The sequence below is a fragment of the Pseudomonas sp. OTU5201 genome, from assembly GCF_038440135.1.
GTDB lineage: Bacteria > Pseudomonadota > Gammaproteobacteria > Pseudomonadales > Pseudomonadaceae > Metapseudomonas > Metapseudomonas resinovorans.
The window spans coordinates 1-25,096 of sequence record NZ_JASATC010000039.1; the positions used below are offsets into that span (position 1 = coordinate 1).

Below are 25,096 nucleotides of genomic sequence, written 5' to 3' on the forward strand. Positions count from 1 at the left end.
CCTACCCCCCGGGTCGGCCCCCCGCGCGGCCCCCCCCGGGGCCCCCGCCCTTCCCCCGCTCGCCCCGCTCCACGAACGATAACAACTGCCGTGCAAGGATTCGCTATGACCATCACCCGCCGTGATTTCCTCAACGGTGTCGCCCTCACTATCGCCGCCGGCCTCACGCCCATGCAGCTGCTGCGCGCCGCCCCCGCCGGCCGCTACTACCCGCCGGCCCTCACTGGCCCGCGCGGCAGCCACCCTGGCGCCTTCGAGGTGGCGCACCAGATGGGTTGGGAGAAGAGGAAGTTCGACTACAGCAAGCTGGACGTCACCGGCAGACCGGTGCGCCTGCGCCTGAACAGCACGGCGGTGAGCGTGAAGAATCGTGAGGGCGGCGTAGACGTTGGCTACAGTCGTGGTGGCCAACTGGTGAAGGTGCGCAGCAAACACTGCGTGCTCGCTTGATACAACATGATGATCCCGTACCTGCTGCGCGACCTGTCCGCCGAACAGGCCCAGGCCCTGAGTCGGAACGTGAAGTTCCCGCTGGTGTACACCAAGGTGGTGATCCGCAATTGGGAGAGCTTCCAGAAGCTCGGCGTGCATGAAATCTATGCCACCACCCAGCCTTACAGCAGGATCAAGCTGGACTACCCGGTGGACCTCGGTGGCTACAACCACCAGAAGGACATCCTCGCCATCACCGTCAACCGCTGGTCCCACGGTTATGCCTACTTCGCCAACTCGCTGTTTGACGACGAGGAGGAAAGCGAAAAGACCATGCTGCTGGCGCGCAAGCCGGTGGGCAACGTCACCATCGCCAACTCCGATTCGGCCTGGAGCGCTTACGTCCACGCGGCCATAGACGAAGCCCACCGCGCGGTGGGCGAACTCGGCTGACAGACCTTCCGGGGCCCGGAGCATCGGGCCCCGGTTTCGCGCCGCCGCTTGCGGCGCTTTTCTGCCCCAACCCTTTTCGGTAACTCACCATGCAGAGCAGTCCCCGACAGAACCAGACGCCCACGCCGGAAGGCGGCGCCCAGGGCAACTCCACACTCGACCAAGTCAGGCTTCTGATTGATGGCCTGAACAACCGCTGGAATGAAATCAGCAAGGTTTCCGACGTGATCCGCCAGATCGCCAAGAACACCAACCTGGTAGCGCTCAACGCAGCCATCGAAGCCGCCCGAGCCGGCGAGATGGGGCGCGGTTTCGCCGTGGTCGCGGACGAGGTACGGCGCCTGGCCACCCAGTCTGCCAATGCCACCGCCGACATCGGCAGCGTGGTCGCCACTATCCGCCAGGAGAGCGAGAAGGCACTGGAGCAGGTGCAGCGGGCGGAGAACGCCTCCAAGGCAGAAAACGCGGAGATCCTACTGGCCCGCGAAGCGCAGCAGTTGCAGAGCCAGTTCGCGGTAATGGCTACCGCGCTGTACGGCCTCAAGCATTTCATCCTCGGCCTGCATGCCCAGGGCCTCGGCCCGCAGCGCGAGCAGATCGACGCCGTCATGCAGCAACTCCTGCTGCAGAACCCTGGCCTGCTGGCCTTTGCCTGCGCCGCCGAACCCAACGCACTGGATGGCCGCGATGCCGAGTTCGCCAACCGTACGGGTCACGACCACACCGGCCGCATCATGGCCTACTGGAACCGGGGCGCCGGCGCCATCCAGCGCGAGTGCCTGGTGGGCTATGACGGCCACTGGTACGAGCTGCCCCGACGCAAGGGGCGCGACCTGTTCATGGAGCCCTATGACTACACAGTGGCCGGCAGCACGGTGCTGATGACCTCCTTCATGACCCCGATGCTGGCCGGCGGGCGTTTCCTCGGCATCCTGGGGGCCGACTACAGCCTGCAGCAGCTTCAGGATCGCCTTAGCCCACTCAAACCCTTCGGCAATGGCCATTACGCGCTGCTGTCCAACGCGGCCCACTACGTGACCCACCCGGATGCAAAGCGGCTAGGCAGTGCGGCCAACGAGCTGCCAAGCGATGCACGCAACGCCATTCGCGATGGCAAGCCGCTGCAATTCAAGGGTGCAGGCAACTCGATCTGCCTGCTGCATCCGATCTTCGTCGGTAACTGCAATGCACCCTGGTCGTTGCTGCTGCAATTCGATCCGGGGCAGGTGGATTGAGTTTGCTGAAACGCCCCAGGTGAACGCCCAGCCCCCTCTCCCTGAGGGAGAGGGTCGGGGTGAGGGGGAAATGTTTCTGCCAAAGCTAATTCGTACATCGCATTCCGCAGCCCGGATGATATCCGGGACTCCCGACAGCTCCCGGATTGCATCCAGGCTACGACGCTGTACGGGCCTATACCCCCGCCGCCCCTGCCAAGCCCTTCTCCGCCAGCCACGCCGCGTTGAACAAGCGCCCCGCGTACAACCCGCCGCGATCACAAAGCAGGGTCACCACCCGGTGGCCCGGCCCCAGTTGGCGGGCCACCTGCACGGCGGCGGCGAGGTTAATGCCGGACGAGCCGCCTACGAACAGCCCCTCCTCCCGCAGCAGGTGATAGACCATGGCCACGCAGGCCGGGTCGTCCACTTGTACGGCGTCGTCGATGGGGGTGCCTTCGAGGTTGGCGGTGATGCGCGTGGTGCCAATACCTTCGGTGATGGAGCTGCCCTCGGCCACCAGCTCGCCGTGCTTCACCCAGTTGTAGAGCGCACTGCCCATCGGGTCGGCGAGCACGATGCGGACCTGTGGATCACGCGCCTTGAGGTAGCGCGCCACACCCGCCAGGGTGCCGCCGGTACCGGTGGCGCAGACGAAGGCATCCAGCCGGCCCTCGGTATCGGCCCAGATTTCCGGCCCGGTGGTCTCGAAGTGGGCCTGGCGATTGGCGGTGTTGTCGAACTGGTTGGCCCAGATGGCGCCGGGCAGTTCAGCAGCCAGGCGGCCGGCGATCTTCTGGTAGTTGTCCGGGTCCTTGTAGGGCTTGGGCGGCACCGGTCGCACTTCAGCCCCCAGGGTGCGCAACAGGTCGAGCTTTTCCGGGGACTGGTTGTCGGGAATCACGATGATGCAGCGGTAGCCCCGTGCCGCGCAGATATGCGCCAGGCCTATGCCGGTGTTGCCAGCGGTGCCTTCCACCACGGTACCGCCGGGGTACAGCAGGCCCTGGCGTTCGGCGTCGTCGATGATGAAGCGAGCCGCGCGATCCTTGACCGAGCCGCCGGGGTTGAGGAATTCAGCCTTGGCCAGGATGTCGCAGCCGGTCTCGGCGCAGAGGCTGTCCAGACGCAGAAGGGGCGTGTTGCCGACACTGCCGATGAAACCTTCGCGAATCGCCATGCTGCACCTCCCGCAGGCGCATGGGGACGAACAGTTTCAGTCTAGCTTCGCGCTAGTGGGGTTGGTTTCCGCCAAACTGGTGCCGGATGACGTCGGAGACGGTTGCCGTCATGACCGCCGTGGAAACCCCGAACATCAGGATGCCGTTGGCGGCTTCCAACGGGCCCAGCAGTCGCCACTGCTCGGTCATGACGATGTCGCCGTAGCCCAGCGTGGCGAAGTTCACCCCCGAGTGGTAAAGCGCCGTGGCGAAGTTGTCGAATTCCCCCAGCATCAGGAACAGCACCCCCCAGACCGCCATCTGAACGAAATTGCCCAGCAGCATCAGCAGCATCACTGCCGACAGCAGCAGCGTGATGCGCCAGACCGATGCGTGAACCCTTCCGCCTCGCACATAGCGGATGTACGGCTTCAGACTGAAGGCCACGAATACCGACTGCATGAACAGGCAGAGGACCATCACGGGAATTCCAACCAGCAGATTGATCAGCATCGAACAGTCCTCTCAAAGGGCGGCACGGCCTTGCCGGTGAAAACGCCGGCGGTCGATCAGGTAGACCGCCACACAGGCGTACAGGGTGACTGCGATGAACAGCCCCATACGTACCGCGAAGGCGGTGTAGACATCCTTGCCAGCCTCGCTGTCCTGCACCGACTGCCCCAGCAGGATGATCAGGGTCACCAGGGTGTTCACCCAGAATCCCGGAGTCTGTCGGGTCGCCACCAGCGCGTAGAGCCGGCGCGCCAACAGCAGCCCGAACAGAAGCATCCAGAGAAAGAACATCCACAGGTGCGGGAACAGGCTCAGGGCGGCCCAGAACAGCATCGCGAGCAGGCCACCGAGCAGGGTCGAGCCCAACAGTTCGCGGCCGGCATTGCGAGCGGAGGCACCGCAGACCTGCTGGCCAAGGCTGACCGCCTTCATGATCAGCGGCATGTAGCTGGAAGGGTCGATCAGCGCCAGCAGGAAAGCCGGCAGCACGACCAGCGCGGCACGTAGCGCAATCCAGGCAGATTCGCTGTCTCCCAGCACCGGGCGGCTCGGCGAGGCCGGGGCACTCGCCGGCTCCGGGAACAACCGGTGGCTGACCGCGGCGACCAGCACGGCGAGCACGATGCCCTTGGCCAGAGCCTCGATGACCATGACCGCCAAGCCGAAATCGAAGGTGCCGGCCGCGGAAATCATGGTCAGGCCTACCACCAGAAACTGTGTCACCAGGGGATTGCCTCCGCGCAGGCCGTAGCGGAAGCAAAGGAACAGGCACAGCCCCACCAGCAGGACACCACTGGGCGGCGCATGGCGCAGCAGCGGGATCAGCAGCAGACCGCTGCCGGTGGTCAGCATGATGAGCAGGGCCAGGGCCGGGGCCGCCTTCAGGGGCAGCGGGCGGTTGTTGGTGACCAGCAGCAGCAGGACGAAGATCGGCGGCAGGAAGGGTATCGGCAAGGCAAATCCGAAGCTGATCGCCAGGCACAGCGCAACACCGCTGGCCAGGCGCAGCGCCCGTCGACCGCGTGGATCGCCGTCAGTAGGCATAGGACAGCCAGCTCATCAGGTAGATGAACAGCCGGCCCAGGGGATTGAGCGGATTGCCCTCGCTCGGAAATGCCATGACCTCCGCCTGGCCACCGACGCGCAGGCCACGCAACTGCTCCAGTTCACCGGGGGCGAACTCCACGATCACCGGGAAGCGTTGCGCCGGGCGCAACCAGTCGCGGCTGTTATCCACCGTCGGCAGGGTGCCAGGGGCCGGGGCCTGCCCGACACTGACGCCATACCCGATGCTGCGAACCTTTCCTTCGAACAGCCGGCCCGGCAAGGCGTCGAGCACAATGACCACAGGCGTGCCGACCTCGACATGGCCCAGGTTGTTCTCGGTCATCTCGGCGCTCAGCCACAGGTCGTGGATGGCGATCTGGGTCATGACCGGGTTGCCAGCGCCGACGTACTGGCCGACATCGGTGCGCAGGTCGGTGATCAGGCCGGCGGAACGGGCCTTCACCCGGGTATTGGCCAAATCGAGTTCAGCCTTTTCCAACGCGGTGGCGGCACTGCGCAATTGCGCATTCTCCTCTTCGCTGCCGCCCTGCTGCTCGCGCGCCCGCTGCACTTCGGCGCGTGCCGCTGCCACCTGGCTGATGGCCTGCTCGAGGGTCGCCCGCGCCCCTTCCAGGCGACGCACGGAGATGGTGCCCGGATCATCCCGATACAGCCGCTCCAGGCGATCGTTGTCTTGCCGCGCCTTCAGTTCATTGGCCTGGGCGGCTCGCAGCGACGCCAGTGCCGAGTCGATGGCCGCAGTGCTGGCACCGATTTGTCGGCGAACGGTTTCGAGATCGGCCTGGGCGCGGTCGGCGGCGATCTGGTACTGCTCCGGGTCCACTTCGAAGAGCACCGCGCCCGCCTCGACGTCCTGGTTATTGCGCACATGCACCTTGGTGACCCGGCCGGCGACTTCGGCCGCTACCGGCACCACGAAGGCCTGCACCCGTGCCTGCTGGGTATAAGGGGTGAAACGATCCGCCAGGAGGTACCAGACCAGCGTCAGGACGATGACCAGCGCCACCCATTTCGTCCCCTTCGCGGCCGCATCGGGCGCTCCGGCTGGTTCGGGCTTTGCTGTTTCCTCGGCCGGAGCCTGCGGTTGCTCGCTCATTGTCGTTCACCTTGCTCGGTATCAGCGTCTGGCCCGGCCGCAGCCGGCGGCTCGTCCAGCAGGTCGTCCCAGTCGGTACGCCGTTGCATCTGCTCGCGGGTGGTGTCGTCGATCATGGGACCGTCCCGGTACCAACCACCCCCGAGGGCCTTGTACAAGCCGATCAGGTTGCTGACCGCATCACTGCGGCTGAGCAGGTAGCTTTCCTGCTGCTGGAACAGCTCGCGCTGGGCATCCAGCACCCGCTGGAAATCGGCGAAGCCTTCGATGTACTGGGCGTTGGCCAGGTCCAGCGAGCGCAGGGCAGACAGCGAGCTCTCGCGGCGGATGCGCTCGCTTTCCAGCGCCTTGGCCAGCCCGGTGGCGGCGTCGTCGGCCTCGCGCGCGGCTTGGCGCACCCGGTCACGGTAGGCCTCGATCAACTGCTGCAAGCGAGCGTCCTGCACGCGCACGTCGTTCTTGATCCGGCCGTGGTCGAACAGGTTCCAGGCCAGGCTGGGACCGCCGACCAGGTCCAGGGTGTCGGAGGCGCCATCAAGGGTCGAGGCACTCCAGGCGATGCTGCCCAGCAAGGCCACCGAGGGATAGAGATCGGCCTCGGAGAAACCGATCAACGCCGACTGGGCGGCGACCGCCAGTTCGGCTGAACGCACATCCGGCCGGCGCAGCAGCAGATTGGCCGGGACGTCCTGCAGCACCGCCGCATCGGGTAGCGGAATGAGCCCGGCCCGTTCGGCCAGCTCAGGCAAGGGGCCCGGTGGCCGACCGATCAGCACGGCGAGTGCGTTGCGCGTCCTGGCTACCTGGCTCTCCAGGTCGGGAACGGTCGCCAGGGTGCCCAGGTACTGGGTTTTCGCCTGCTGGAAGTCCAGTTCGGAACTGTCGCCACTGCGGAACAGCCGCTCGGTGATCTCGAAGCTGCGCTTCTGTCGTTCCGCGTTTTCCCGGGCGATGCGCAGGCGGGCCTCGAAAGTTCGCAGGACGAAGTAGGTATCCGCCACCTGGGCACGCAACAGCACCAGGGCGTCTTCGTAGTTGGCCCGGGCGGCGAAGTAGGCAGCGTCCGCGGATTCGATGGCGCGACTGAATCGCCCCCAGAAGTCCAGTTCCCAGGCAATGTCGAATGCGGCGCCATACTGCCAGGAATGGCTGTCCTGGGGGTTACGGCCACCGGACTGGTCACGGTCCAGGTAAAGGCTATCGGCGCTGGCCTGCTGGAACTGCGGGTAACGGCCACTCACTGCGATACCCAGTTGCGCACGGGCCTCCATCACCCGCAACCCGGCAATTTCGAGGCTTGAGTTGTAAGCGTCCGCTTCGGCGATCAGGGCATCCAGGGTCGGGTCCTCGAACACCCGCCACCACTGCAGGAAGTCGGGCTGCGGTCGATCGAGGCTCATCTGCTCCAGCGCGGGGCTGCTCCAGTGCTCCACCCAAGGCTCGCGGGGCGACTGGAAGTCCGGCCCCAGCCGCACACAGCCGCCGAGGCCAAGCACACCGAACAGGACCAGCCGGAAGGCGGCGGAGTGGACCATGGCACCGGGTCCGGCTCAGGTCGCTCGCCCCTCCTCTTCCGCGTCCAGCGCCGTGGGCTGGTCCTCCACCCAGTGCCAGAACAGCATGTAGCCGACGGCCAGCATGACCGGGCCAATGAACAGCCCAATGATGCCGCCGGTGACCATGCCGCCCAGGGCGCCGATCAACACCACGGGCATCGGCACATTGACGCCACGGCCCAGCAGCAGGGGTTTGAGGACGTTGTCCGACATCCCGGCAACGAAGGTGTAGATGGCGAAAATGATGGTGCCGGCGGTCGCTCCTTGGGTGGCGAACACGAAGATGATCACCGGAATGGTGATCAGCAATGCGGGCAGCTGCATGATGCCCAGCAGCAACACGCCGAGCGCCAGGAGGCCAGCGCCCGGGATCCCCATCAGCACGAAGGCGATGCCCACCAGCAGCATCTGGATGAAGGCAATGCCGACCACGCCCTGGGCCACAGCGCGAATGGTCGCCGTGCAAAGCTCGGCGATCTGCGGGCCACGGTCCGGCCCGGAGATGCGTGAAGCGATCTGTATGGCACTGCGGTGACCATTCTCGCCAAAGGCCATGAAGATGCCTGCCACGATCAACGCAGCGATGAACAGCAGAAAGCCAGCCCCTACGCCGGCCAGCTTGCCGAACATGCTCATGCCGAAGCCGCGCAGGTGGGGCAGCAGCTTCTTCATCAGGCTGGTCAGGTCGACCGACGCCTGCTGCCAGAAGTCGAACAGCGGTTGGCCGATCAGGGGCCAGCTGGCAACGGACGCGTTGGGTGATGGAATGTCCAGCTCACCGCCCTTGAACAGTTCGATGGCCCCCTGCACCGACTCGGCCATGGAAGACGCCAGCAAGTAAATCGGCACCATCAGCAGGATCAGGGAAACCACGACGATCAGCGTGGCCACATGGCCATCACGCATGCCCAGCTTGGCCTTCAGGCTCTGATGCAGGGGGTAGAACGTGACCCCCAGGATCAATGCCCAGAGCATCAGGTTAAGGAAGGGATGGAAAACCTGGTAGCAGGAAATGGCGAGGATCGCGACCAGGCCTGCTCGAATGAGCACGTCCATCAGACCGCGAGACAGGATCCTTTCCGAAACGGAACTTGGCAGCATTGAACTCTCCTTCTGCTGTAGCAATCAGGCAAAACCAGTCGGACATTCCTACTGCTTGGCAGCGATCCAACGGACGTACGGCGCGAGATCCTCAAGCCGCACTGGAGTCTGATCCAAGTCATTTCTGTTCAATGATCGTCATTTCTGCTGGCTTCCAGCCTAGGCCCCCCTATCGTGTCGGGCCTAAAGCGACGTCTGCGATCCGCTGCGGGATCGGCTGAATACCAGCATAGTCGCTGCGCGCCATTGGGTAGCCGCCCTTGCGAGAAGGGCTCTCGCAAGGGGTTCCCACTGGCGGGCGCCAGGGGGCTATGTGGATGTGGCGTCCGCTTGGGATCAGGCCACCGGCTCGCCGATATCCTCGTTCCACAACCCTGGCCGGGCTTCGATGAAATCTTCCATGAGCTTCACGCACTCGGCGTCTTGCAGGACCTCCAACTCCACGCCACGGGCGCGCAGCAGCTCTTCCTCGCCCATGAAAGTGCGGTTCTCGCCGATGATCACCTTGGGAATCCCATAGAGCAGGATGGCGCCGCTGCACATGGAGCACGGCGACAACGTGGTGTAGAGCACCGCCTCGCGGTAGACGCTGGCAGGTTGGCGGCCGGCGTTCTCGAAGGCGTCCATCTCGCCGTGCTTGATGGCGCTGCCCTCCTGGATACGGCGGTTATGACCCCGACCGATGATGCGGCCTTTGTGGACGATCACCGAGCCGATGGGAATCCCGCCCTCGGCCAGGCCCTGGCGGGCTTCTTCGATGGCGGCTTGCATGAAAGGGTCCATGGTCGATCCTTGTTTTCCGTGGGTAGATCCTGTGGTTTACGCGACCGGCTGCTTTTCCTGCAAGGCCTGCTTCGCCAACCAGATGCGGTAGGCATTGATGCCGGCACGGACCGAGCTGAATACCAGCGGCGGTTTCAGCTCGCCAAACTGCCCGGAGCGTTGCAGCAGCTCATGGGCCGGACCGAAGAGACGAGCAAAGCCGAGGAAAACGCCCCGGGCCGCGAGGGTTTCCTGCACCTCACGCAAGGTGGCCAGGCCCGTGACGTCCAGGTTGATCATGGTTTCGGCGTTGAGCAGCACCGCGCGCGGGTCTTCCGCCCGCTCCACCACAGCCAGCAGACGCTGCTTGAAGTAATCGGCATTGAAGAACAGCAGCGGTGCGTCGAATCGGTAGATGATCAGCCCCGGCAAGGTGGTGGCCTGTGGATAACGTCCAAGCTCCACCTGGCCATCCACGCCCTCCACCCAGCCAAGCTCGGCATCGCTGGGGCGATAGGTGAGATACAACAGGCGCAGCAGCGCCAGGGCAACGGCAACGAAGATGCCGGGCAGCACACCGACCCCCAGCACGCCCACCGTGGTCAGCAGGCAGAGACCGCACTCGAAGCGGCTGAGGCGCCAGAAGGCCTTCAGCGCGCGGAAATCGATCAGACCCCATCCGGCCAGCATCAGCACCGCGCCCAGGGCTGCGATCGGCACCCAGGCCAGCGGGCCGTGGAGGAACACCAGCACCGCGACTATCACCAGGGCCACCACCACGCTGACCATCTGCGTCTTGCCGCCCACCAGGTCATTCACCGCCGTGCGAGAGTCCGCGCCGCTGATGACGAAGGACTGCGACACCCCGGCGCCAACGTTGGCCAACCCCAGGGCGATGAATTCGCGGTTGGCATCGATGGCGTAGCCGTGGCGGGCGGCGAAGCTGCGGGCGGTGAGCATGGCACTGCAGAAGCTGACGATGGTGATGCCAGTGGCGTCGCGCAGCAGGCCGAGCAGCTCGTGGTAGTGGGTCTTCGGCCAGCTCAGCTCCGGCAGGCCGGCCGGGACGGCGCCCAGCAGCGCAATGCCGTGCCGGTCCAGTTGCAGCCAGGCGGCCGCCACCGACGCCAGCACGAGGGCGACCAGGGAGACCGGCAGCCGCGGCCAACGCCTGGGCAGGACGATCATCAGCAGCAGGGTGGCGGCCCCCAGCGCCAGGGTCGGCAAGTGGGTACTGGCGAGGTTGCGGATCATCGCCAACAGCCCGGCAATGAAACCGCTGGTCTCACTCTGGTAACCCAGAAGCTTGCCCAACTGCCCGGCAAGCAGGCTGAGGCCGATGCCATTGAGGTAGCCCACCAGAATGGGGCGAGAGAGGAAGCTGGCAATGAAACCGGCGCGAATGAATCCGGCAACGATGGACAACAGGCCGACCATCACGGCGACGATCATCGACAGGTGCACCAGGCGCTGCGGATCGCCGGCGGCGAGCGGTGTGATGGCTGCGGCGACCATCGCGGCGGTGGCGGCGTCGGGGCCGACCATCAGTTGGCGCGAACCCCCGACCAGGGCGTAGATCAGCATTGGCAGGATGCAGGCATAGAGGCCGACCTGCGCGGGAAAACCAATGATCTGCGCATAGGCAATGGCGGTGGGAATCTGCACGGCGGCCACCGACAAACCGGCGGCGATGTCGGTGCGCAGCCATTCGCGGCGGTAATGGAAGCGGCTGGCGTAGTCACGCAGCCAATGGGTCAGGCGCATGGGAGTCGTCCCCGATTCGACTCCAGAAGCTTAGGCCCATAACGCCGGAGTATCTTCGGCGTTATGGGCTTTCTGCGGATTACTGATCCTTCTCGCAGTTGATCATCCAGGGCACGCCGAAGCGGTCCACCAGCATGCCGAAGCGCGCGGCCCAGAAAGTCTGCGCCAGCGGCATCTGCACCTGGCCGCCCTCGGCCAGCGCATTGAACACCCGCTCGGCCTCGACTATGCGATCGACGTTGATCGAAACGCTGATGCCGTTGATGCCCTGGAAAGGCGCCTGGGGCGGGCAGTCCGAGCCCATGATCACCTGGTCCCCCACCGCCAGTCGGGCATGCATGATCTTGTCGCGGAAGTTCTCCGGGACGTCGTCGCAAGCCGGGCTTTCGGCAAAGCTCAGGAAGGCTTCCAGGGTGCCGTTGAGCACCTTGGCGTAGAACTGGAAGGCCGGACCGCACTGGCCATCGAACGTGAGGTAGGGATCGATTTTCATGGGGGTCTCCTGTCCGTGGTGGACGGCGGTCACTGCTGCCCGGCTTTCTCGAATACGCGCTGTTCCTGTTCGCGCAGTTCGGGGGTGAACGCCTCACCAAAATCCTCGGCCTCGAACACCTGGCGGATTTCGATCTCGGATTCGGACAGCATGGGGTTGGGGCAACGCTTGACCCATTCGATGCACTCTTCCAGGGAATTGACCTTGAACAGCCAGAAGCCGGCGATCAGCTCCTTGGTTTCCGCGAAGGGGCCGTCGATCACGGCGCGGTCCTTGCCCTTGAACACCACCCGCGCGCCCCTGGAGCTGGGGTGCAGGCCCTCACCGGCAAGCAGGATGCCGGCGCTCACCAGCTCCTCGTTGTACTGGCCCATGGCCGTGAGCAGTTCCGTGCTCGGCATGATGCCGGCTTCCGATTCCTTGGTTGCTTTGACAATCACCATGAAGCGCATTGTTGTTCTCCTGTTGGGTGGCATGAACTCCAGCCTGCGGCCCGTGCCTGCTGACTGTGCTTATTGGTCGATGGGGAAACGACCAGATCGACAACAGGACGAAATTTTTTTTCAGGGGCGCAGGACTGAATCAGCGTAGTCCCGGATCGGAGGTTTGCGCGGGTGGGGTGACGGATGAGCAAGTGGGCGCGATTTCAATCGCCAAGCAAGCCGAAGGCCTGCCTCGCGGGTCTGCGCTCGCTGTTGCGAGAGATTTACCATCGGGCCAAGAGCCTTGTAGGCGCTGCCTTGCCAGCGAAACGGGGGCATTCCCTGGCAAGCCAGCTCCTAGGGGCAATGCAGCTGCTTGCAACACTTAACGCAGACACAGCCAATGAACTCGCCCCTAGAACCATTCGCGTCAGCGCGGGGCAATGTGGGCGACCATCAGTTGCACGCTTTCCTGACCACGGTATTCGTTGACGTCCAGCTTGTAGGCCACCTCGGCCCAGCGCACGCTAGCGTTGGGCCATTGCTCCCGGTCGATATTGAATGCAATGCCGTCCAGTTGCACCGACCCGCATTCACTTTTCAGCACCAGCTTCAGGTGGCGCTCCCCGACCAGGCGCTGCTGGACGATCTGGAACACGCCATGGAACAGCGGTTCGGGGAAGTGCTGGCCCCAGGGGCCGGCCAGGCGCAGGGCGCGGGCCAGTTCCAGGTGGAACTCCTCGATACTCAGTTGGCCGTCTGAGAGCAGGCGGCCGGTAAGGTCATCTTCATCGAGCTGCCGACGGGTCTCGGCGTCGAAAGCGGCAGCGAAGGCGCCAAAGTTTTCCACAGGCAGGGACAGGCCGGCGGCCATGGCATGGCCACCGAACTTGCTGATCAGGCCCGGATGGCGCGCAGCAACGGCGTCCAGCGCATCGCGGATATGGAAGCCCGGCACCGAACGCGCCGAGCCCTTCAACAGACCGTCACCAGCATCGGCGAAGGCGATGGTCGGGCGGTGGTAGCGCTCCTTCAGCCGCGAGGCGAGGATGCCGATCACGCCCTGGTGCCAGTCCGGCTCGAATACGCAGAGGCCGAAAGGCATGTCTTCGATGGGCAGGTTCTTAAGTTGCGCCAGCGCCTCGCGCTGCATGCCCTGCTCGATGGCCTTGCGGTCCTGGTTGAGCTGATCCAGTTGCACCGCCATGTCACGGGCCAGCGCTTCGTCTTCACAAAGCAGGCACTCGATACCCAGGCTCATGTCGTCCAGACGGCCGGCGGCATTCAGGCGCGGCCCGAGAATAAAGCCGAGGTCGGTCGACGTGATGCGACCAGCCGGCCGGCCGGCGACGTCGAGAATCGCCTTGAGGCCTGCCCGCGCACGGCCGGCGCGGATGCGCGCCAGGCCCTGATGCACCAGGATGCGGTTGTTGGCATCCAGCGGGACCACGTCGGCCACGCTGCCCAGCGCCACCAGGTCGAGCAGGTCGCCCAGGTTGGGTTCCTTGAGGCCGGCACGATTGAACCAGTCCAGCTCGCGCAGGCGTGCCCGCAGGGCCATCAGCACGTAGAAGATGACGCCGACACCGGCCAGGGATTTGCTGGGGAAGTCGCAACCGGGCTGGTTGGGGTTGACGATGGCGTCGGCCGCCGGCAGCTCAGGGCCCGGCAGGTGATGGTCGGTCACCAGTACCTTCAGCCCCGCGGACTTGGCTGCGGCCACGCCTTCGACGCTGGAGATGCCGTTATCCACGGTCACCAGCAGGTCCGGTTTGCGCTCCAGGGCGACGGCGACGATTTCCGGGGTCAGGCCGTAGCCATACTCGAAACGGTTGGGCACCAGGTAATCGACATGGAAGGCGCCGAGCATGCGCAGGCCGAGCACACCGACGCTGCTGGCGGTGGCGCCATCGGCGTCGAAGTCGCCAACGTAGAGGATGCGCTGGTGCTTCTCCAGGGCCTCCACCAGCAGCGCCACGGCGGCGTCGATGCCTTTGAGCTGCTGGTAGGGGATCAACCGCGCCAGGCTCTTGTCCAGTTCCGTCGCGGATTGCACGCCCCGGGAGGCGTAGAGGCGGGTCAGCAGCGGTGGCAGGTCGCCCAGGTCAGGCAGGACATCGGGCAGGACGCGGTGTTCGATACGCATGAAAGGTCCAATCTTTGACTCGACTTTCCCTCTCCCTCCCGGGAAAGGGCCTTGGGGTGGTGGCGACGCAAAACCTGTTTACGATCTCGCGAGCTAGAGCCATGCAAGGCAAAAACAGGCGAGGAAGCGGAGTTTACGAGCTGTAAATGAGCATTACTCACTTCGTTCACCCTTCGGGCCGCGCTGAAGCGCGTTAGCCGCAAGCGGCTTTCCGAGCCTGTTTTTAACGCAGCAGGGCCGACGCGCAGCAGATCGTAAACAGGTTTTCAGCGTTCCCCGGCCAGCCACTCCAAGGGAATTTCGTGCTGGCCGCGCTCGTCGGTGATGAACAGGGAACCGTCGCTGATCATCACGCTCCAGCTGATCGAACGCGGCAGGTCGCGGGCCAGTTCTTCCAGCGCTTCCTGTTGCACGGCAACGACGTTGATGTTCTTCAGGCTGCGCACGCCGTCCAGCACCTTGGTCTGCCAGACCCGCAGGTTGCCGTAGGTCACCAGGCTGAAGCGCTCGGTACGGCGCGAGCACCAGGTTATGCGCTCGGCATCGGGCTGACCCACTTCGATCCAGTGCAACACACGGTCGTCCAGGCTCTTTTCCCACAGCGCGGGCTCGTCCACGTCCGACAGGCCACGACCGAAGGCCAACTGCTCGTGGTACCAGAGGATGTAGGCGATCAGGCGGACGGCCAGTCGCTCCTCGGTTTCCGACGGGTGCTTGGCGACGGTGAAACGCAGGTTCTCGTAGACGCTGCGGTCGAGGTCGGTGAGGTTGAGTTCGACTTTGTAGGGGGTCGCTTGGAGGGCCATGGCGGGCTTCTTGATGATTCTCGGAGGGCGGCAAGTCTACCCTGATTCCACCGTCGTGGCTGGGCCTTCCGGCTAATCGGCGGGGTAGCGCTGGATGCGGTTGCGGCCCTTGTCCTTGGCGTCGTAGAGGGCATCGTCGGCCAGGGAGAGCAGGCGAAACAGGTCGTAACCGGCCTCCTTTGAACTGACGATACCGATGCTGACGCTGAGCGCACCCGGCTCCTGGAACGGCAGTTCGGCGAACTCGCGGCGAATACGCTCGGCCACCTGAGCGCCGGCTTCGTCGTCGGCATCGGCCAGCAGGCAGGCGAACTCCTCGCCGCCGATGCGGCCGAACACGTCCTGCTTGCGCATGCTGCCGGCGGCAACGCGGGTGAAGGCCACCAGGGCTTCGTCACCGGTGGCGTGGCCATAGCTGTCGTTGAGACGCTTGAAATGGTCAAGGTCGCAGAGCAACAGAGCCACCGGTTCACCGCGGTGCTCGCAGCTTTCCACCAGGTACTCGCCCGTGGCCATGAAGGCCCGACGGTTGCCGACGCCGGTGAGCGGGTCGCAATAGGCGGCTGCGCGGAACTTCAGTTCGGCACGTTCCTTGACCATGGCCAGGGTGACGAAGGCGATACCGATGGCGTAGAGCAGGGTTTCGAACACCAGCAGGGAGAAGAAGCTGGTGCCTTGCCCGGAGCTCGCGACCGCCTGCTCGAAGGGCATGCCACGGTCGACCACGATGCGCACGCTGTAGAAGACCATGTGGAACAGAGTCAGTGCCAAAGCCGGCACGTAGGCCACTTCAAGGCTTGCGCGGCTGCGCCAGAGCTCGTAGGCACTGAGCCCGCAATAGCAGACTGTGATCAGCGAACTGACCGCCACCCTTACCGTGAGGGATTCATAGAAGGCCGGGTTGAGGCAGAGCACCGCCCAGGTCACGGCACCCGCGCAGATGCCCGGCAGGTGCGGCTGACGCCCGACGAACACCCGCATGGCGGTCCAGTTCATGGCCGCACAGACGTGCAGCACCACGTTGCCCAGCACCAGGGGTACGAAATCCATGCCCATGCCGCGCAAGCTGCCCAGCACGGTGCCCAGGGCGCCAAGCAACAGCATGGCGGCCAGGTAGCCGAGGGTCGGCTCGCGGCGGCCACGGCGCCAGGCGTGCAGCATGAGCAGCCCCACCAGGGCGAGGACGTAGATATCCACAAGCACCAGGGTGGGGACATTCAGCTGCATAAGCCCCCCTCCCGGCGCGAACCGGGCGACAAGTGGCAGGCAGTTGCGAAGCGTGTTGGCATGGCGGTCGGCGCGCGAGAATTTGGGTCCTGCAAGCACTTTAAGTCGGCCCGGAAAGGTGCGCCAGCGGCAAACCGGACTGTTCGCTATCGGCCCCACGGGGTAGAGTCGCCGCCATTGCCTGGCCCATGGAAAACCCGATGAACGCCCCCGCCAAACCCCTCGCCGGCCTCAAGGTGATTGAGCTCGGTACCCTGATCGCCGGCCCCTTCGCCTCCCGTCTGTGCGCCGAATTCGGTGCCGAAGTCATCAAGATCGAATCCCCCGACGGCGGTGACCCGTTGCGCAAGTGGCGCAAACTCTACGAGGGCACCTCGCTCTGGTGGTTCGTGCAGGCGCGCAACAAGAAGTCGCTGACGCTGAACCTCAAGCACCCCGACGGCCAGGAAATCCTCAAGCGGCTGCTGGCCGACGCGGACATCCTGATCGAGAACTTCCGCCCCGGTGTGCTGGAGAAGCTGGGCCTGGGCTGGGACGTGATCCATGCCCTGAACCCGAAGCTGGTGATGGTGCGGCTGTCCGGGTTCGGCCAGAGTGGTCCCTACAAGGACCAGCCAGGATTCGGTGCAGTCGGTGAGTCCATGGGCGGGCTGCGCTATATCACCGGCTTCGAGGATCGTCCGCCGGTGCGCACCGGGATTTCCATCGGCGACTCCATCGCCGCGCTCTGGGGCGTTATCGGCGCGCTCATGGCGCTGCGCCACCGCGAGGTGAACGGCGGACAGGGGCAAGTGGTGGATGTGGCGCTCTACGAAGCGGTGTTCGCCATGATGGAAAGCATGGTGCCGGAGTTCGACGTGTTCGGCTTCATCCGCGAACGCACCGGCAACATTATGCCCGGCATCACCCCCTCCTCCATCCACACCGCCGCCGATGGCCGTCATGTGCAGATCGGCGCCAACGGCGATGCCATCTTCAAGCGTTTCATGCTCGCCATCGGCCGCGAGGACCTCGCCAACGATCCGCAGCTGGCCAGCAACGACGGCCGTGACGCACGTCGGGATGAGCTCTACGGGGTAATCGACCGCTGGGTGGGCTCGCTGCCGCTGGAGGAGGTACTGGCGGTGCTCAATCGCGCCGAAGTGCCGGCCAGCCGTATCTTCTCCGCCGAGGACATGTTCGCCGACCCGCAATTCCTCGCGCGGGAGATGTTTCTCTCGGCGAAGCTGCCGGACGGCAAGCCGTTCAAGATGCCGGGGATCGTACCCAAGCTATCCGATACCCCCGGCTCGACCGAATGGATCGGCCCGGAGCTGGGGGAACACAACAGCGAAGTGCTGGCAGGGCTGGGGTACAGCGCCGAACAAGTGGCGGCGTTGAAGGGGGATGGAGCGATTTGAGGTCAAGCGGGGCAGACTCTCGGCCTGCTTGGCGAATGAATTGGCCCCTACAGGATTGAGACGCCCTCGCGAGGAACCGCAAGCATGAAAAAGGCCGGCCCCTTTCGGGAGCCGGCCTTTTCGTTTCAGGCGCTCTGGCTTACAGCGGCTTGCCGCGGTTGCCATGCTGGCTGACGAAGGCCTGGATCTGCTTCAGGTCGTTCGGCAGCACGGTGCAACGTTCCTCGCGCTGGAACAGATCGGCAAGGTGCGGCGGCAGTGCCGGGGCCTGGCCAACGCCGGCCTTTTCCACCGCTTCCGGGAATTTGACCGGATGGGCGGTGCCCAGGGTGACCATCGGGGTGGCCAGGCTGCGGCGGCATTCGCGGGCGGCGCGAACGCCAATCGCGGTGTGCGGGTCCAGCAGCTCGCCGCACTCCTTGAACACCTCGGCAATGGTTTCGCAGGTGGCTGCGTCATCCACGGCCAGCGAATCGAACAGCTTGCGCGCTTCGGTCCAGCGGTCTTCCTCGACGCTGAAGCCGCCACCCTGCTTGAAGGTGTCCATCAGGTTGGCGATGGCAGCACCGTTGCGACCGTGCAGGTCGAACAGCAGGCGCTCGAAGTTGGACGACACCATGATGTCCATGGACGGCGACAGGGTCGGATGCAGGGTGTCCTTGACGTACTGGTTGCCGCTCATGAAGCGGTGCAGGATGTCGTTGCGGTTGGTGGCGACGATCAGTTGGCTGATCGGCAAGCCCATGTTGCGCGCCAGGTAGCCGGCGAAGATGTCACCGAAGTTGCCGGTGGGCACGGAGAACGCCACGGAGCGCGCCGGACCGCCCAGCTGCAGGGCCGCGTGGAAGTAGTAGACGATCTGGGCCATGATCCGCGCCCAGTTGATGGAGTTGACCGCTACCAGACGGGTGCCCTTGAGGAAGCCCTGGTCGGCGAAGCTGGCCTTGACCATCTCCTGGCAGTCGTCGAAGTTGCCCTCGACCGCGATGTTGTGGATGTTGTCGCCGAGGATGGTGGTCATCTGGCGGCGCTGCACCTCGGACACGCGGTTGTGCGGGTGCATGATGAAGATATCGACGTGCTCGCAGGCCTTGCAGCCTTCGATGGCGGCCGAGCCGGTGTCACCGGAGGTGGCACCCATGATCACCACGCGCTCGCCGCGCTTGCTCAGCACGTGGTCGAGCAGGCGACCCAGCAGTTGCAGGGCGAAGTCCTTGAAGGCCAGGGTCGGACCGTGGAACAGCTCCAGCACCCACTCGTTGCCGTTCAACTGGCGCAGCGGCGCCACGGCATTGTGGGCGAAGACGCCGTAGGTTTCCTCGAGAATCTTCTTGAAGTCGGCATCGGCAATGCTGCCGGCCACGAAGGGGCGCATCACGCGGAAGGCCAGCTCGTGGTACGGCAGGCCGGCCCAGGAGGCGATTTCTTCCTGGGTGAAGCGCGGCAGGTTTTCCGGGACGTAGAGGCCGCCGTCGCTGGCCAGGCCAGCCAGCAGCACATCTTCGAAGTTCAGGGCCGGTGCCTGGCCGCGGGTACTGATATAGCGCATGTCTTAAAACCTTGGTTTCGAGCGGCCGGGACTGGCGCTCCGCTCCGGGGGATCGCCCCTCGCGACGGCACCGGGGCCCGGCGGCTGCTTAGTTCAGTTGCTCGACGCGGATGCGCACTACGCTGCCTACCACGTCTTCCAGAGCTTCCAGCGCGGCGATGGCGTCGTTGACGCGCGCCTCGACGACCCGGTGGGTAACCAGGATCATCGGCACCAGGCCGTCCTGCTCTTCGACTTCTTTTTGCATGATGGATTCGATGTTGATGCCACGCTCCGACAGGATGGACGCGACTTGTGCCAGTACACCCGGGTGGTCCTTGGCCTGGATGCGCAGGTAGTAGGCGCTCTCACAGGCTTCGATCGGCAGGATCGGGTGGTCGGACAGCGAGTCCGGCTGGAACGCCAGGTGCGGCACATGGTTCTCCGGGTCGGTGGTCAGCGCGCGAACCACGTCCACCACGTCGGCAACCACGGCGGAGGCGGTGGCCTCCATGCCGGCGCCAGCGCCGTAGTACAGGGTGCTGCCAGCAGCGTCACCGTTGACCATCACGGCGTTCATCACACCGTTGACATTGGCGATCAGACGGTCGGCCGGGATCAGGGTCGGGTGCACGCGCAGCTCGAAACCGCTGTCGGTGCGACGCGCCACGCCCAAGTGCTTGATGCGATAGCCCAGGGCTTCGGCGTAGTTCACGTCGGCACTGGTCAGCTTGGAGATGCCCTCGGTGTAGGCCTTGTCGAACTGCAGCGGGATACCGAAGGCAATGGAGGCGAGGATGGTCAGCTTGTGGGCGGCATCGATGCCTTCGACGTCGAAGGTCGGATCGGCTTCGGCGTAACCCAGTGCCTGGGCTTCTTTGAGCACGTCTTCGAAGGCACGGCCCTTCTCACGCATTTCGGTGAGGATGAAATTGCCGGTGCCGTTGATGATGCCGGCCAGCCAGTTGATGCGGTTGGCGGAGAGGCCTTCGCGGATCGCCTTGATCACCGGGATACCTCCGGCCACGGCGGCTTCGAAGGCAACCATGACGCCCTTCTCGCGGGCCTTGGCGAAGATTTCGTTGCCGTGCACGGCGATCAGCGCCTTGTTGGCGGTAACGACGTGCTTGCCGTTCTCGATGGCCTTCATGACCAGCTCGCGGGCCTGGGTGTAGCCACCGATCAGCTCGATGACGATGTCGATTTCCGGGTTGTTGACCACGTCGAAGATGTCGGCGGTGATGGGGGTAGCGCCGGTATCACACTTCGGGTTGGGACGACGAGCAGCAATCTGGGCAACTTCGATTCCACGCCCGGCACGGCGGGCAATCTCCTCGGCGTTGCGTTTGAGTACGTTGAAGGTGCCGCCACCGACGGTCCCAAGGCCACAGATGCCTACTTTTACCGGCTTCACGCTGAACTCCCCATCATCACTGCGAAAGCGGCCGGGAGTGTCCCGGCCGAGGAAAAGAGCCGCACTTTACGAAGCGGCTGAATATTGGTCAATCGAGGCAGGTGCCCGGATTACTTGGCCTCAAGGGCCAGCTTCGCGAGTTGCGGAGCCGGCTGATAGCCCGGAATCATCTGGCCATTGCCCAGCACGATGGCCGGGGTGCCGTTGACGCCGATCATCTGGCCCAGTTCGAACTGCTTGGCCACCGGGTTATCGCAGGTCGCGGCAGGAAGCTCCTCGCGGGACTTGGCCTTGTTCATGGCGGCCTGGCGGTCCTTGCTGCACCAGACGCTGACCAGGCTGTTGTAGCCGTGGCTGCCGATGCCCTGGCGCGGGAAGGCGACGTAACGCACTTCGATACCGCGGCGGTTCAGCTCCGGCACTTCGCTGTGCAGCTTCTGGCAGTAGCCGCAGTCGGTGTCGGTGAACACGGTGATATGGGCCTTGGCGGGCTCCTTGGGCGAGAACACCACCATCTCGCCGGCGGGGATGGCGTTGATTTCCTTGGCGATGGAGCGGCTCTCAGCCTGCTCGGTAAGGTTCACCGGCTTGCCGTTCTGCACCTGGTACAGGTAGCCCTGCATCAGGTATTGACCGTCGGCGCTGGTGTAGAGCATGCGGCCGCCCTTGAGCTGGACCTGGTAGATGCCGGCCATCGGGCTTTCACCGATGGATTCGATGGGCAAGCCGAGCTCCAGGGCGTCGAGGGTCTTGCGGATGGCCTGGTCCGGGTCGTCGGCGAGGCTGATGGTGCTGGCAAGGCCGAGGGCCAGACTGGCAATAAGACGGGTCACGCGCATGGGTACTCCTGTCGAGCAGCGGACGTACGGAAATCGCTCAAGCCTAACACAGAAGCCCTGGCGCACAGATGTCGGACGCCCGGCGGCCGTTGTCGGAGATCGGCCGGGGAATTCGTCGGACGGAAGCGACGCATGCGTGCGGTCCGGGACCTGTGCATGACATCCCTGTCGTGGCGCCTCTGCCTGGTTCAACCCCGTGGGTGGTGGCGTGCATGCAGCTCCTGCAGACGGGCCTGGGCGATGTGGGTGTAAATCTGCGTGGTGGACAAGTCGCTGTGGCCAAGCAGCATCTGCACCACGCGCAGATCGGCGCCGTGATTGAGCAGGTGGGTGGCAAAGGCGTGGCGCAGGGTGTGCGGTGACAGTGACTTGCTGATACCGGCGACCTGGGCCTGGTGCTTGATGCGGTGCCAGAAGGTCTGGCGGGTCATCTGCTCGCCACGCAGGCTGGGGAACAGCACGTCGCAGGGCTTGCCGTCGAGGAGGAAGGGCCGCGCCTCACGCTGGTAACGCTCGAGCCAGGCAATGGCCTCCTCGCCCAGGGGAACCAGGCGTTCCTTGCTGCCCTTGCCGAACACTTTCAGCACGCCCTGGCGCAGGTTGACCTGTTCCAGGGTCAGGCTCACCAGTTCGGTGACACGCAGGCCACAGGCGTAGAGGACTTCGAGCATGGCGCGGTCGCGCAGACCGATAGGATCATCCAGCTCCGGCGCTTCCAGCAGCGCCTCCACATCGGCCTCGGACAGCGACTTGGGCAAGGGACGCCCCAGTTGCGGCAGGTCGATCTGCAAGGTCGGGTCTTCGAGGATCAGGTTCTCCCGCAGGAGGAAGCGGTAGAAACCGCGCAGGCCAGAGAGGAAGCGCGCCGTGGAGCGCGCCTTGTAGCCCTGTTCCAGGCGCCAGGCGAGGTGGTCGAGGATCAGGTCGCGTCCGGCCTTGTCCAGCGCCAGCCCTCGTTCATCGAGCCAGCCGTTGAAATGTGCGAGATCGCTGCGATAAGCCGAACGCGTATGTTCGGACAGGCCTTTTTCCAGCCAAAGGGCGTCGAGGAAGCGGTCAATCAGAAGGTGATCCAGGGCGGGCATGGCGGACTGCTTGGCGTGTGAGACGCGCCAGTCTTCCACGGGCGTAAACCGATTTCACCCCCGACAAGGAGTCTTGATGAGCGAACACCCTATTCTGCTAGGCCTGGGTGGCATCGGCGCAGCAGCGCTGTTCTGCCAGTAGCTGGCGTGGCGCCTGCGACTACCGGCCATCCTCTTCCTGCTCCTGGCGGGCATTCTCGCGGGTCCGGCTACCGGCCTGCTGGACCCGCAGGCACTGTTCGGCCCGCTGCTATTCCCACTGATTTCCCTGTCGGTAGCGCTGATCCTCTTCGAAGGCAGCCTTACCCTGCACGTCTCCGAATGACGAGAAATCGGCACCGTCGTCCGGCGCATGGTCACAGTCGGCGCATTGATCACCTGGGCGGTGATCGCCGTTGCCACTCACTGGCTGCTGGGATTCTCCTGGGAGCTGTCACTGCTGTTCGGCACCCTGACGCGGGTCACCGGGCCCACCGTCATCGTCCCGATGCTGCGCGTGGTGCGGCCACGGTCCTCGATCGCCAACATCCTGCGCTGGGCGCGGCTGGTGGCTGGCTGTTCGGCCTGGTACTGCGACGCCACTGGCTGCCGGAATACCTGCAGAACCTCGCGGCACTGGCTGCAGCGCTGGGGGTATTCATCGGCGCCAACCTGCTGCTGGCCCGGGATCCGCGGGGCTGGACGCATCTGGCAGGGCAACCGCTGGACTTCACGCCGGAGAAGGACTGGCCCCTGGTGTCCCTGATCGAAACCGAAGCGCAACCCGGTGTTACCGCCGATCGCACACGGGTGCAAACACACTGACAGGCGGCAGAGCCAGCCTATCCTTAGTCTGGTGACAGGATCGGTCTGGCCGTGGATGATTTCATCTTGCTATCACCCATTGCCGGTACCGGAACATGGCCAACCAAATGAATTCCCGCCTGGGACAGATCCTCATCAACAAGGGTCTGATCACCTCCCAGGAGCTGGATGCCGCGATCAAGATGCAACTCACCAGCAAGATGCGGCTGGGTGAAGTACTGATAGCGCAAGGCCTGCTATCCCAGAAGCAACTGACCAAGGCCCTGAAGAAGCAGAGCAACCTGCGTTTGGCGGCTACCCTCGTGGCCGCGTTGATGAGCCCCTTCCAGATGGCCAGCGCCGACATCCAGCGCCTACAGCCGCCCGCCAGCATCAGCCGCCAGGAAACCCCGCAGGGCCTGCACCCGCTGACAGACCTGGAAATGAGCGACGTCAGCGCCCAGGGCCTGGACGATGTGTTGCAGGGCCTGTTCCTTCAGGCAGAAAGCGGCGACGGGCTGGGGGCGGTAAAGCACTTGGCGAAGCTGGTGATGCCGGTGCTGGATAGCCTGGATGCGGAAACCTCGATGAAAGACGTGGTTTACGACACCAGCACAATGACCTCGATGGTCAACCCGGACGGTTCTGTGAATGTGCGACTACCCAGCTCCATCGGCGAACTGCGCTTCGACAACATCCGCGTCGCAGGCGCGCCACAGGACCAGAGTTTCGGAAGCCTGACACTGAACAACATCGACCTGTCCCAGGCATCGCTGAAGATCAGCATGCGCCACTGAACCCGGCGGGATACGAAAAAGGCACCCTATGGGTGCCTTTTGCATTCATGCGGCGCTGGCGGCCTGGGGATGGTCTGGCAGAACCTGCACCGGGCGCTTCTCCGCGTCGATTGCGACGAAGCTGAACAGGCCGGTAATGGCCTTTTCACGGGAGGCGCTGTACATGTCCTCGACGAACACCTCGACCTCCACCTTGAGACTGGTGTTACCCACCTTCACCACGCGCCCCACCAGCTCGACGATGGAGCCCGCCGGGATCGGATGCTTGAAGTCGATGCGGTCACTGGAAACAGTCACTAGCGGCAAACGGCAGAAGCGCGTGGCGGTGATGAAGGACACTTCGTCCATCCAGGCCAGGGCAGTGCCGCCGAACAGGGTGTTGTGATGGTTGGTGCTGGGCGGGAATACCGCCTTGGTCACCCGGCTCTCGGACAGCTCGGTCCTGCGGGCGATTTCTTGCTCTCTCGGGGTCATGCCACTACCTACCTGAATCGAACCCATGTGGCTGCCACTCGTGCGGCGGCTCTTATCGATCTTCTGTGCGCTGCAGGATGGGCCGTTGCTCTCGACTGGCGGCACCAGCGGTGCGCGGGTTATCCCCTTCCCACGGCCAATAAAAAACCCGCCGAGGCGAACCTGGGCGGGTCTTTCGGGAGAGCTGGGGCGATTAGGCCAGCTTTTCCTTGATACGAGCTGCCTTGCCGGACAGGTCGCGGAGGTAGTACAGCTTGGCTTTGCGCACGTCACCGCGACGCTTGACGCTCAGGCTGTCGACCAGCGGAGAGTAGGTCTGGAAAGTACGCTCAACGCCTACGCCGTTGGAGATCTTGCGCACGGTGAACGCGCTGTTCAGGCCGCGGTTACGCTTGGCGATGACCACACCTTCGAAGGCCTGCAGACGGGAACGGTCGCCTTCCTTCACTTTAACTTGAACGATTACGGTGTCGCCCGGGGCGAAAGCCGGAATCTCTTTATTCATTTGTTCAGCTTCGAGTTGCTGAATGATCTTGTTGGTCATCGCTATGCTCCTAAGGCAG

General features: G+C 64.4%; 22 protein-coding genes and 2 pseudogenes. 5 read left to right on the top strand and 19 right to left on the bottom strand.

What is annotated here, in order from left to right; all coding sequences use genetic code 11:
• Positions 1–288: 288 nt before the first annotated feature.
• Both AAHM40_RS21220 and AAHM40_RS21225 read left to right on the top strand, forming a co-directional pair.
• A pseudogene (locus AAHM40_RS21220) lies at positions 289–885 on the top strand (spermidine dehydrogenase); the annotation flags it as partial.
• An 89-nt stretch (positions 886–974) separates the two neighbouring features.
• Entirely contained in the window at positions 975–2,120 is a 1,146-nt protein-coding gene (locus AAHM40_RS21225) for a methyl-accepting chemotaxis protein (RefSeq protein ID WP_342246416.1), read from the top strand.
• A gap of 175 nt (positions 2,121–2,295) precedes the next feature.
• On the opposite strand, the gene AAHM40_RS21230 is transcribed toward AAHM40_RS21225, so the two are convergent.
• The 13 genes from AAHM40_RS21230 to AAHM40_RS21290 form a co-directional block, all read right to left on the bottom strand.
• A complete protein-coding gene (locus tag AAHM40_RS21230; protein WP_342246417.1) occupies positions 2,296–3,279 on the bottom strand; it encodes a cysteine synthase A in 984 nt (327 codons plus the stop codon).
• A gap of 52 nt (positions 3,280–3,331) precedes the next feature.
• Positions 3,332–3,772 (bottom strand): ion channel, encoded by a 441-nt coding sequence (locus AAHM40_RS21235; protein ID WP_342246418.1) that lies wholly within the window; start codon positions 3,770–3,772, stop codon positions 3,332–3,334.
• Positions 3,773–3,784: 12 nt separating this feature from the next.
• Positions 3,785–4,816, bottom strand: coding sequence for a DUF2955 domain-containing protein (locus AAHM40_RS21240; RefSeq protein ID WP_342246419.1), 1,032 nt, complete (start codon positions 4,814–4,816; stop codon positions 3,785–3,787).
• Positions 4,806–5,936 carry an HlyD family secretion protein gene (locus tag AAHM40_RS21245; RefSeq protein ID WP_342246420.1) on the bottom strand — a complete coding sequence of 377 codons (1,131 nt, stop codon included), beginning with the start codon at positions 5,934–5,936 and terminating at the stop codon, positions 4,806–4,808. The genes AAHM40_RS21240 and AAHM40_RS21245 overlap by 11 nt, the downstream gene beginning before the upstream one ends.
• Complete coding sequence (locus AAHM40_RS21250; RefSeq protein WP_342246421.1) at positions 5,933–7,471, bottom strand: TolC family protein; 1,539 nt, start codon at positions 7,469–7,471, stop codon at positions 5,933–5,935. The genes AAHM40_RS21245 and AAHM40_RS21250 overlap by 4 nt, the downstream gene beginning before the upstream one ends.
• A 15-nt stretch (positions 7,472–7,486) precedes the next feature.
• Positions 7,487–8,593 (bottom strand): AI-2E family transporter, encoded by a 1,107-nt coding sequence (locus AAHM40_RS21255; protein WP_342246422.1) that lies wholly within the window; start codon positions 8,591–8,593, stop codon positions 7,487–7,489.
• 336 nt (positions 8,594–8,929) lie between these two features.
• On the bottom strand, positions 8,930–9,376 hold the full coding sequence (locus AAHM40_RS21260; RefSeq protein WP_342246423.1) for a nucleoside deaminase: 447 nt from the start codon (positions 9,374–9,376) through the stop codon (positions 8,930–8,932).
• A gap of 36 nt (positions 9,377–9,412) precedes the next feature.
• Positions 9,413–11,119: a SulP family inorganic anion transporter gene (locus tag AAHM40_RS21265; protein ID WP_342246424.1), complete on the bottom strand. Its 1,707-nt coding sequence runs from the start codon at positions 11,117–11,119 to the stop codon at positions 9,413–9,415.
• Positions 11,120–11,198: 79 nt separating this feature from the next.
• Positions 11,199–11,612 carry a VOC family protein gene (locus tag AAHM40_RS21270; RefSeq protein ID WP_342246425.1) on the bottom strand — a complete coding sequence of 138 codons (414 nt, stop codon included), beginning with the start codon at positions 11,610–11,612 and terminating at the stop codon, positions 11,199–11,201.
• A 29-nt stretch (positions 11,613–11,641) separates the two neighbouring features.
• Complete coding sequence (locus AAHM40_RS21275; RefSeq protein ID WP_342246426.1) at positions 11,642–12,064, bottom strand: YciI family protein; 423 nt, start codon at positions 12,062–12,064, stop codon at positions 11,642–11,644.
• A 400-nt stretch (positions 12,065–12,464) separates the two neighbouring features.
• On the bottom strand, positions 12,465–14,180 hold the full coding sequence (gene recJ, locus AAHM40_RS21280; RefSeq protein WP_342246427.1) for a single-stranded-DNA-specific exonuclease RecJ: 1,716 nt from the start codon (positions 14,178–14,180) through the stop codon (positions 12,465–12,467).
• Positions 14,181–14,446: 266 nt separating this feature from the next.
• On the bottom strand, positions 14,447–14,986 hold the full coding sequence (locus tag AAHM40_RS21285) for a YaeQ family protein (protein ID WP_342246428.1): 540 nt from the start codon (positions 14,984–14,986) through the stop codon (positions 14,447–14,449).
• Positions 14,987–15,058: 72 nt separating this feature from the next.
• Complete coding sequence (locus AAHM40_RS21290) at positions 15,059–16,213, bottom strand: GGDEF domain-containing protein (protein WP_342246429.1); 1,155 nt, start codon at positions 16,211–16,213, stop codon at positions 15,059–15,061.
• A gap of 200 nt (positions 16,214–16,413) precedes the next feature.
• Between AAHM40_RS21290 and AAHM40_RS21295 the strand changes: the two genes are divergently transcribed.
• Positions 16,414–17,613, top strand: coding sequence for a CaiB/BaiF CoA transferase family protein (locus tag AAHM40_RS21295; protein WP_342246430.1), 1,200 nt, complete (start codon positions 16,414–16,416; stop codon positions 17,611–17,613).
• A 139-nt stretch (positions 17,614–17,752) separates the two neighbouring features.
• On the opposite strand, the gene thrC is transcribed toward AAHM40_RS21295, so the two are convergent.
• From thrC to xerD, 4 genes are all read right to left on the bottom strand, one after another.
• The gene (gene thrC, locus AAHM40_RS21300) at positions 17,753–19,162 is read right to left on the bottom strand and encodes a threonine synthase (protein WP_342246431.1); all 1,410 of its coding nucleotides are present in this window, start codon (positions 19,160–19,162) and stop codon (positions 17,753–17,755) included.
• 88 nt (positions 19,163–19,250) lie between these two features.
• Positions 19,251–20,555: a homoserine dehydrogenase gene (locus AAHM40_RS21305; RefSeq protein WP_028630304.1), complete on the bottom strand. Its 1,305-nt coding sequence runs from the start codon at positions 20,553–20,555 to the stop codon at positions 19,251–19,253.
• Positions 20,556–20,665: 110 nt separating this feature from the next.
• Positions 20,666–21,394 (bottom strand): disulfide isomerase DsbC N-terminal domain-containing protein, encoded by a 729-nt coding sequence (locus AAHM40_RS21310; protein ID WP_342246432.1) that lies wholly within the window; start codon positions 21,392–21,394, stop codon positions 20,666–20,668.
• A 188-nt stretch (positions 21,395–21,582) separates the two neighbouring features.
• Positions 21,583–22,479, bottom strand: coding sequence for a site-specific tyrosine recombinase XerD (gene xerD, locus AAHM40_RS21315; protein ID WP_342246433.1), 897 nt, complete (start codon positions 22,477–22,479; stop codon positions 21,583–21,585).
• A 76-nt stretch (positions 22,480–22,555) separates the two neighbouring features.
• Between xerD and AAHM40_RS21320 the strand changes: the two are divergent.
• Both AAHM40_RS21320 and AAHM40_RS21325 read left to right on the top strand, forming a co-directional pair.
• Positions 22,556–23,139, top strand: a pseudogene (locus AAHM40_RS21320) (cation:proton antiporter domain-containing protein); the annotation flags it as partial.
• 239 nt (positions 23,140–23,378) lie between these two features.
• Positions 23,379–24,059 carry a hypothetical protein gene (locus AAHM40_RS21325; protein ID WP_342246434.1) on the top strand — a complete coding sequence of 227 codons (681 nt, stop codon included), beginning with the start codon at positions 23,379–23,381 and terminating at the stop codon, positions 24,057–24,059.
• A 45-nt stretch (positions 24,060–24,104) separates the two neighbouring features.
• Here AAHM40_RS21325 and AAHM40_RS21330 read toward each other — a convergent pair whose 3' ends face one another.
• Both AAHM40_RS21330 and rplS read right to left on the bottom strand, forming a co-directional pair.
• Positions 24,105–24,533, bottom strand: coding sequence for an acyl-CoA thioesterase (locus AAHM40_RS21330; RefSeq protein ID WP_342246435.1), 429 nt, complete (start codon positions 24,531–24,533; stop codon positions 24,105–24,107).
• Between the two features lie 193 nt (positions 24,534–24,726).
• Positions 24,727–25,077 carry a 50S ribosomal protein L19 gene (rplS, locus tag AAHM40_RS21335; protein ID WP_028630298.1) on the bottom strand — a complete coding sequence of 117 codons (351 nt, stop codon included), beginning with the start codon at positions 25,075–25,077 and terminating at the stop codon, positions 24,727–24,729.
• Between the last annotated feature and the right edge of the window lie 19 nt (positions 25,078–25,096).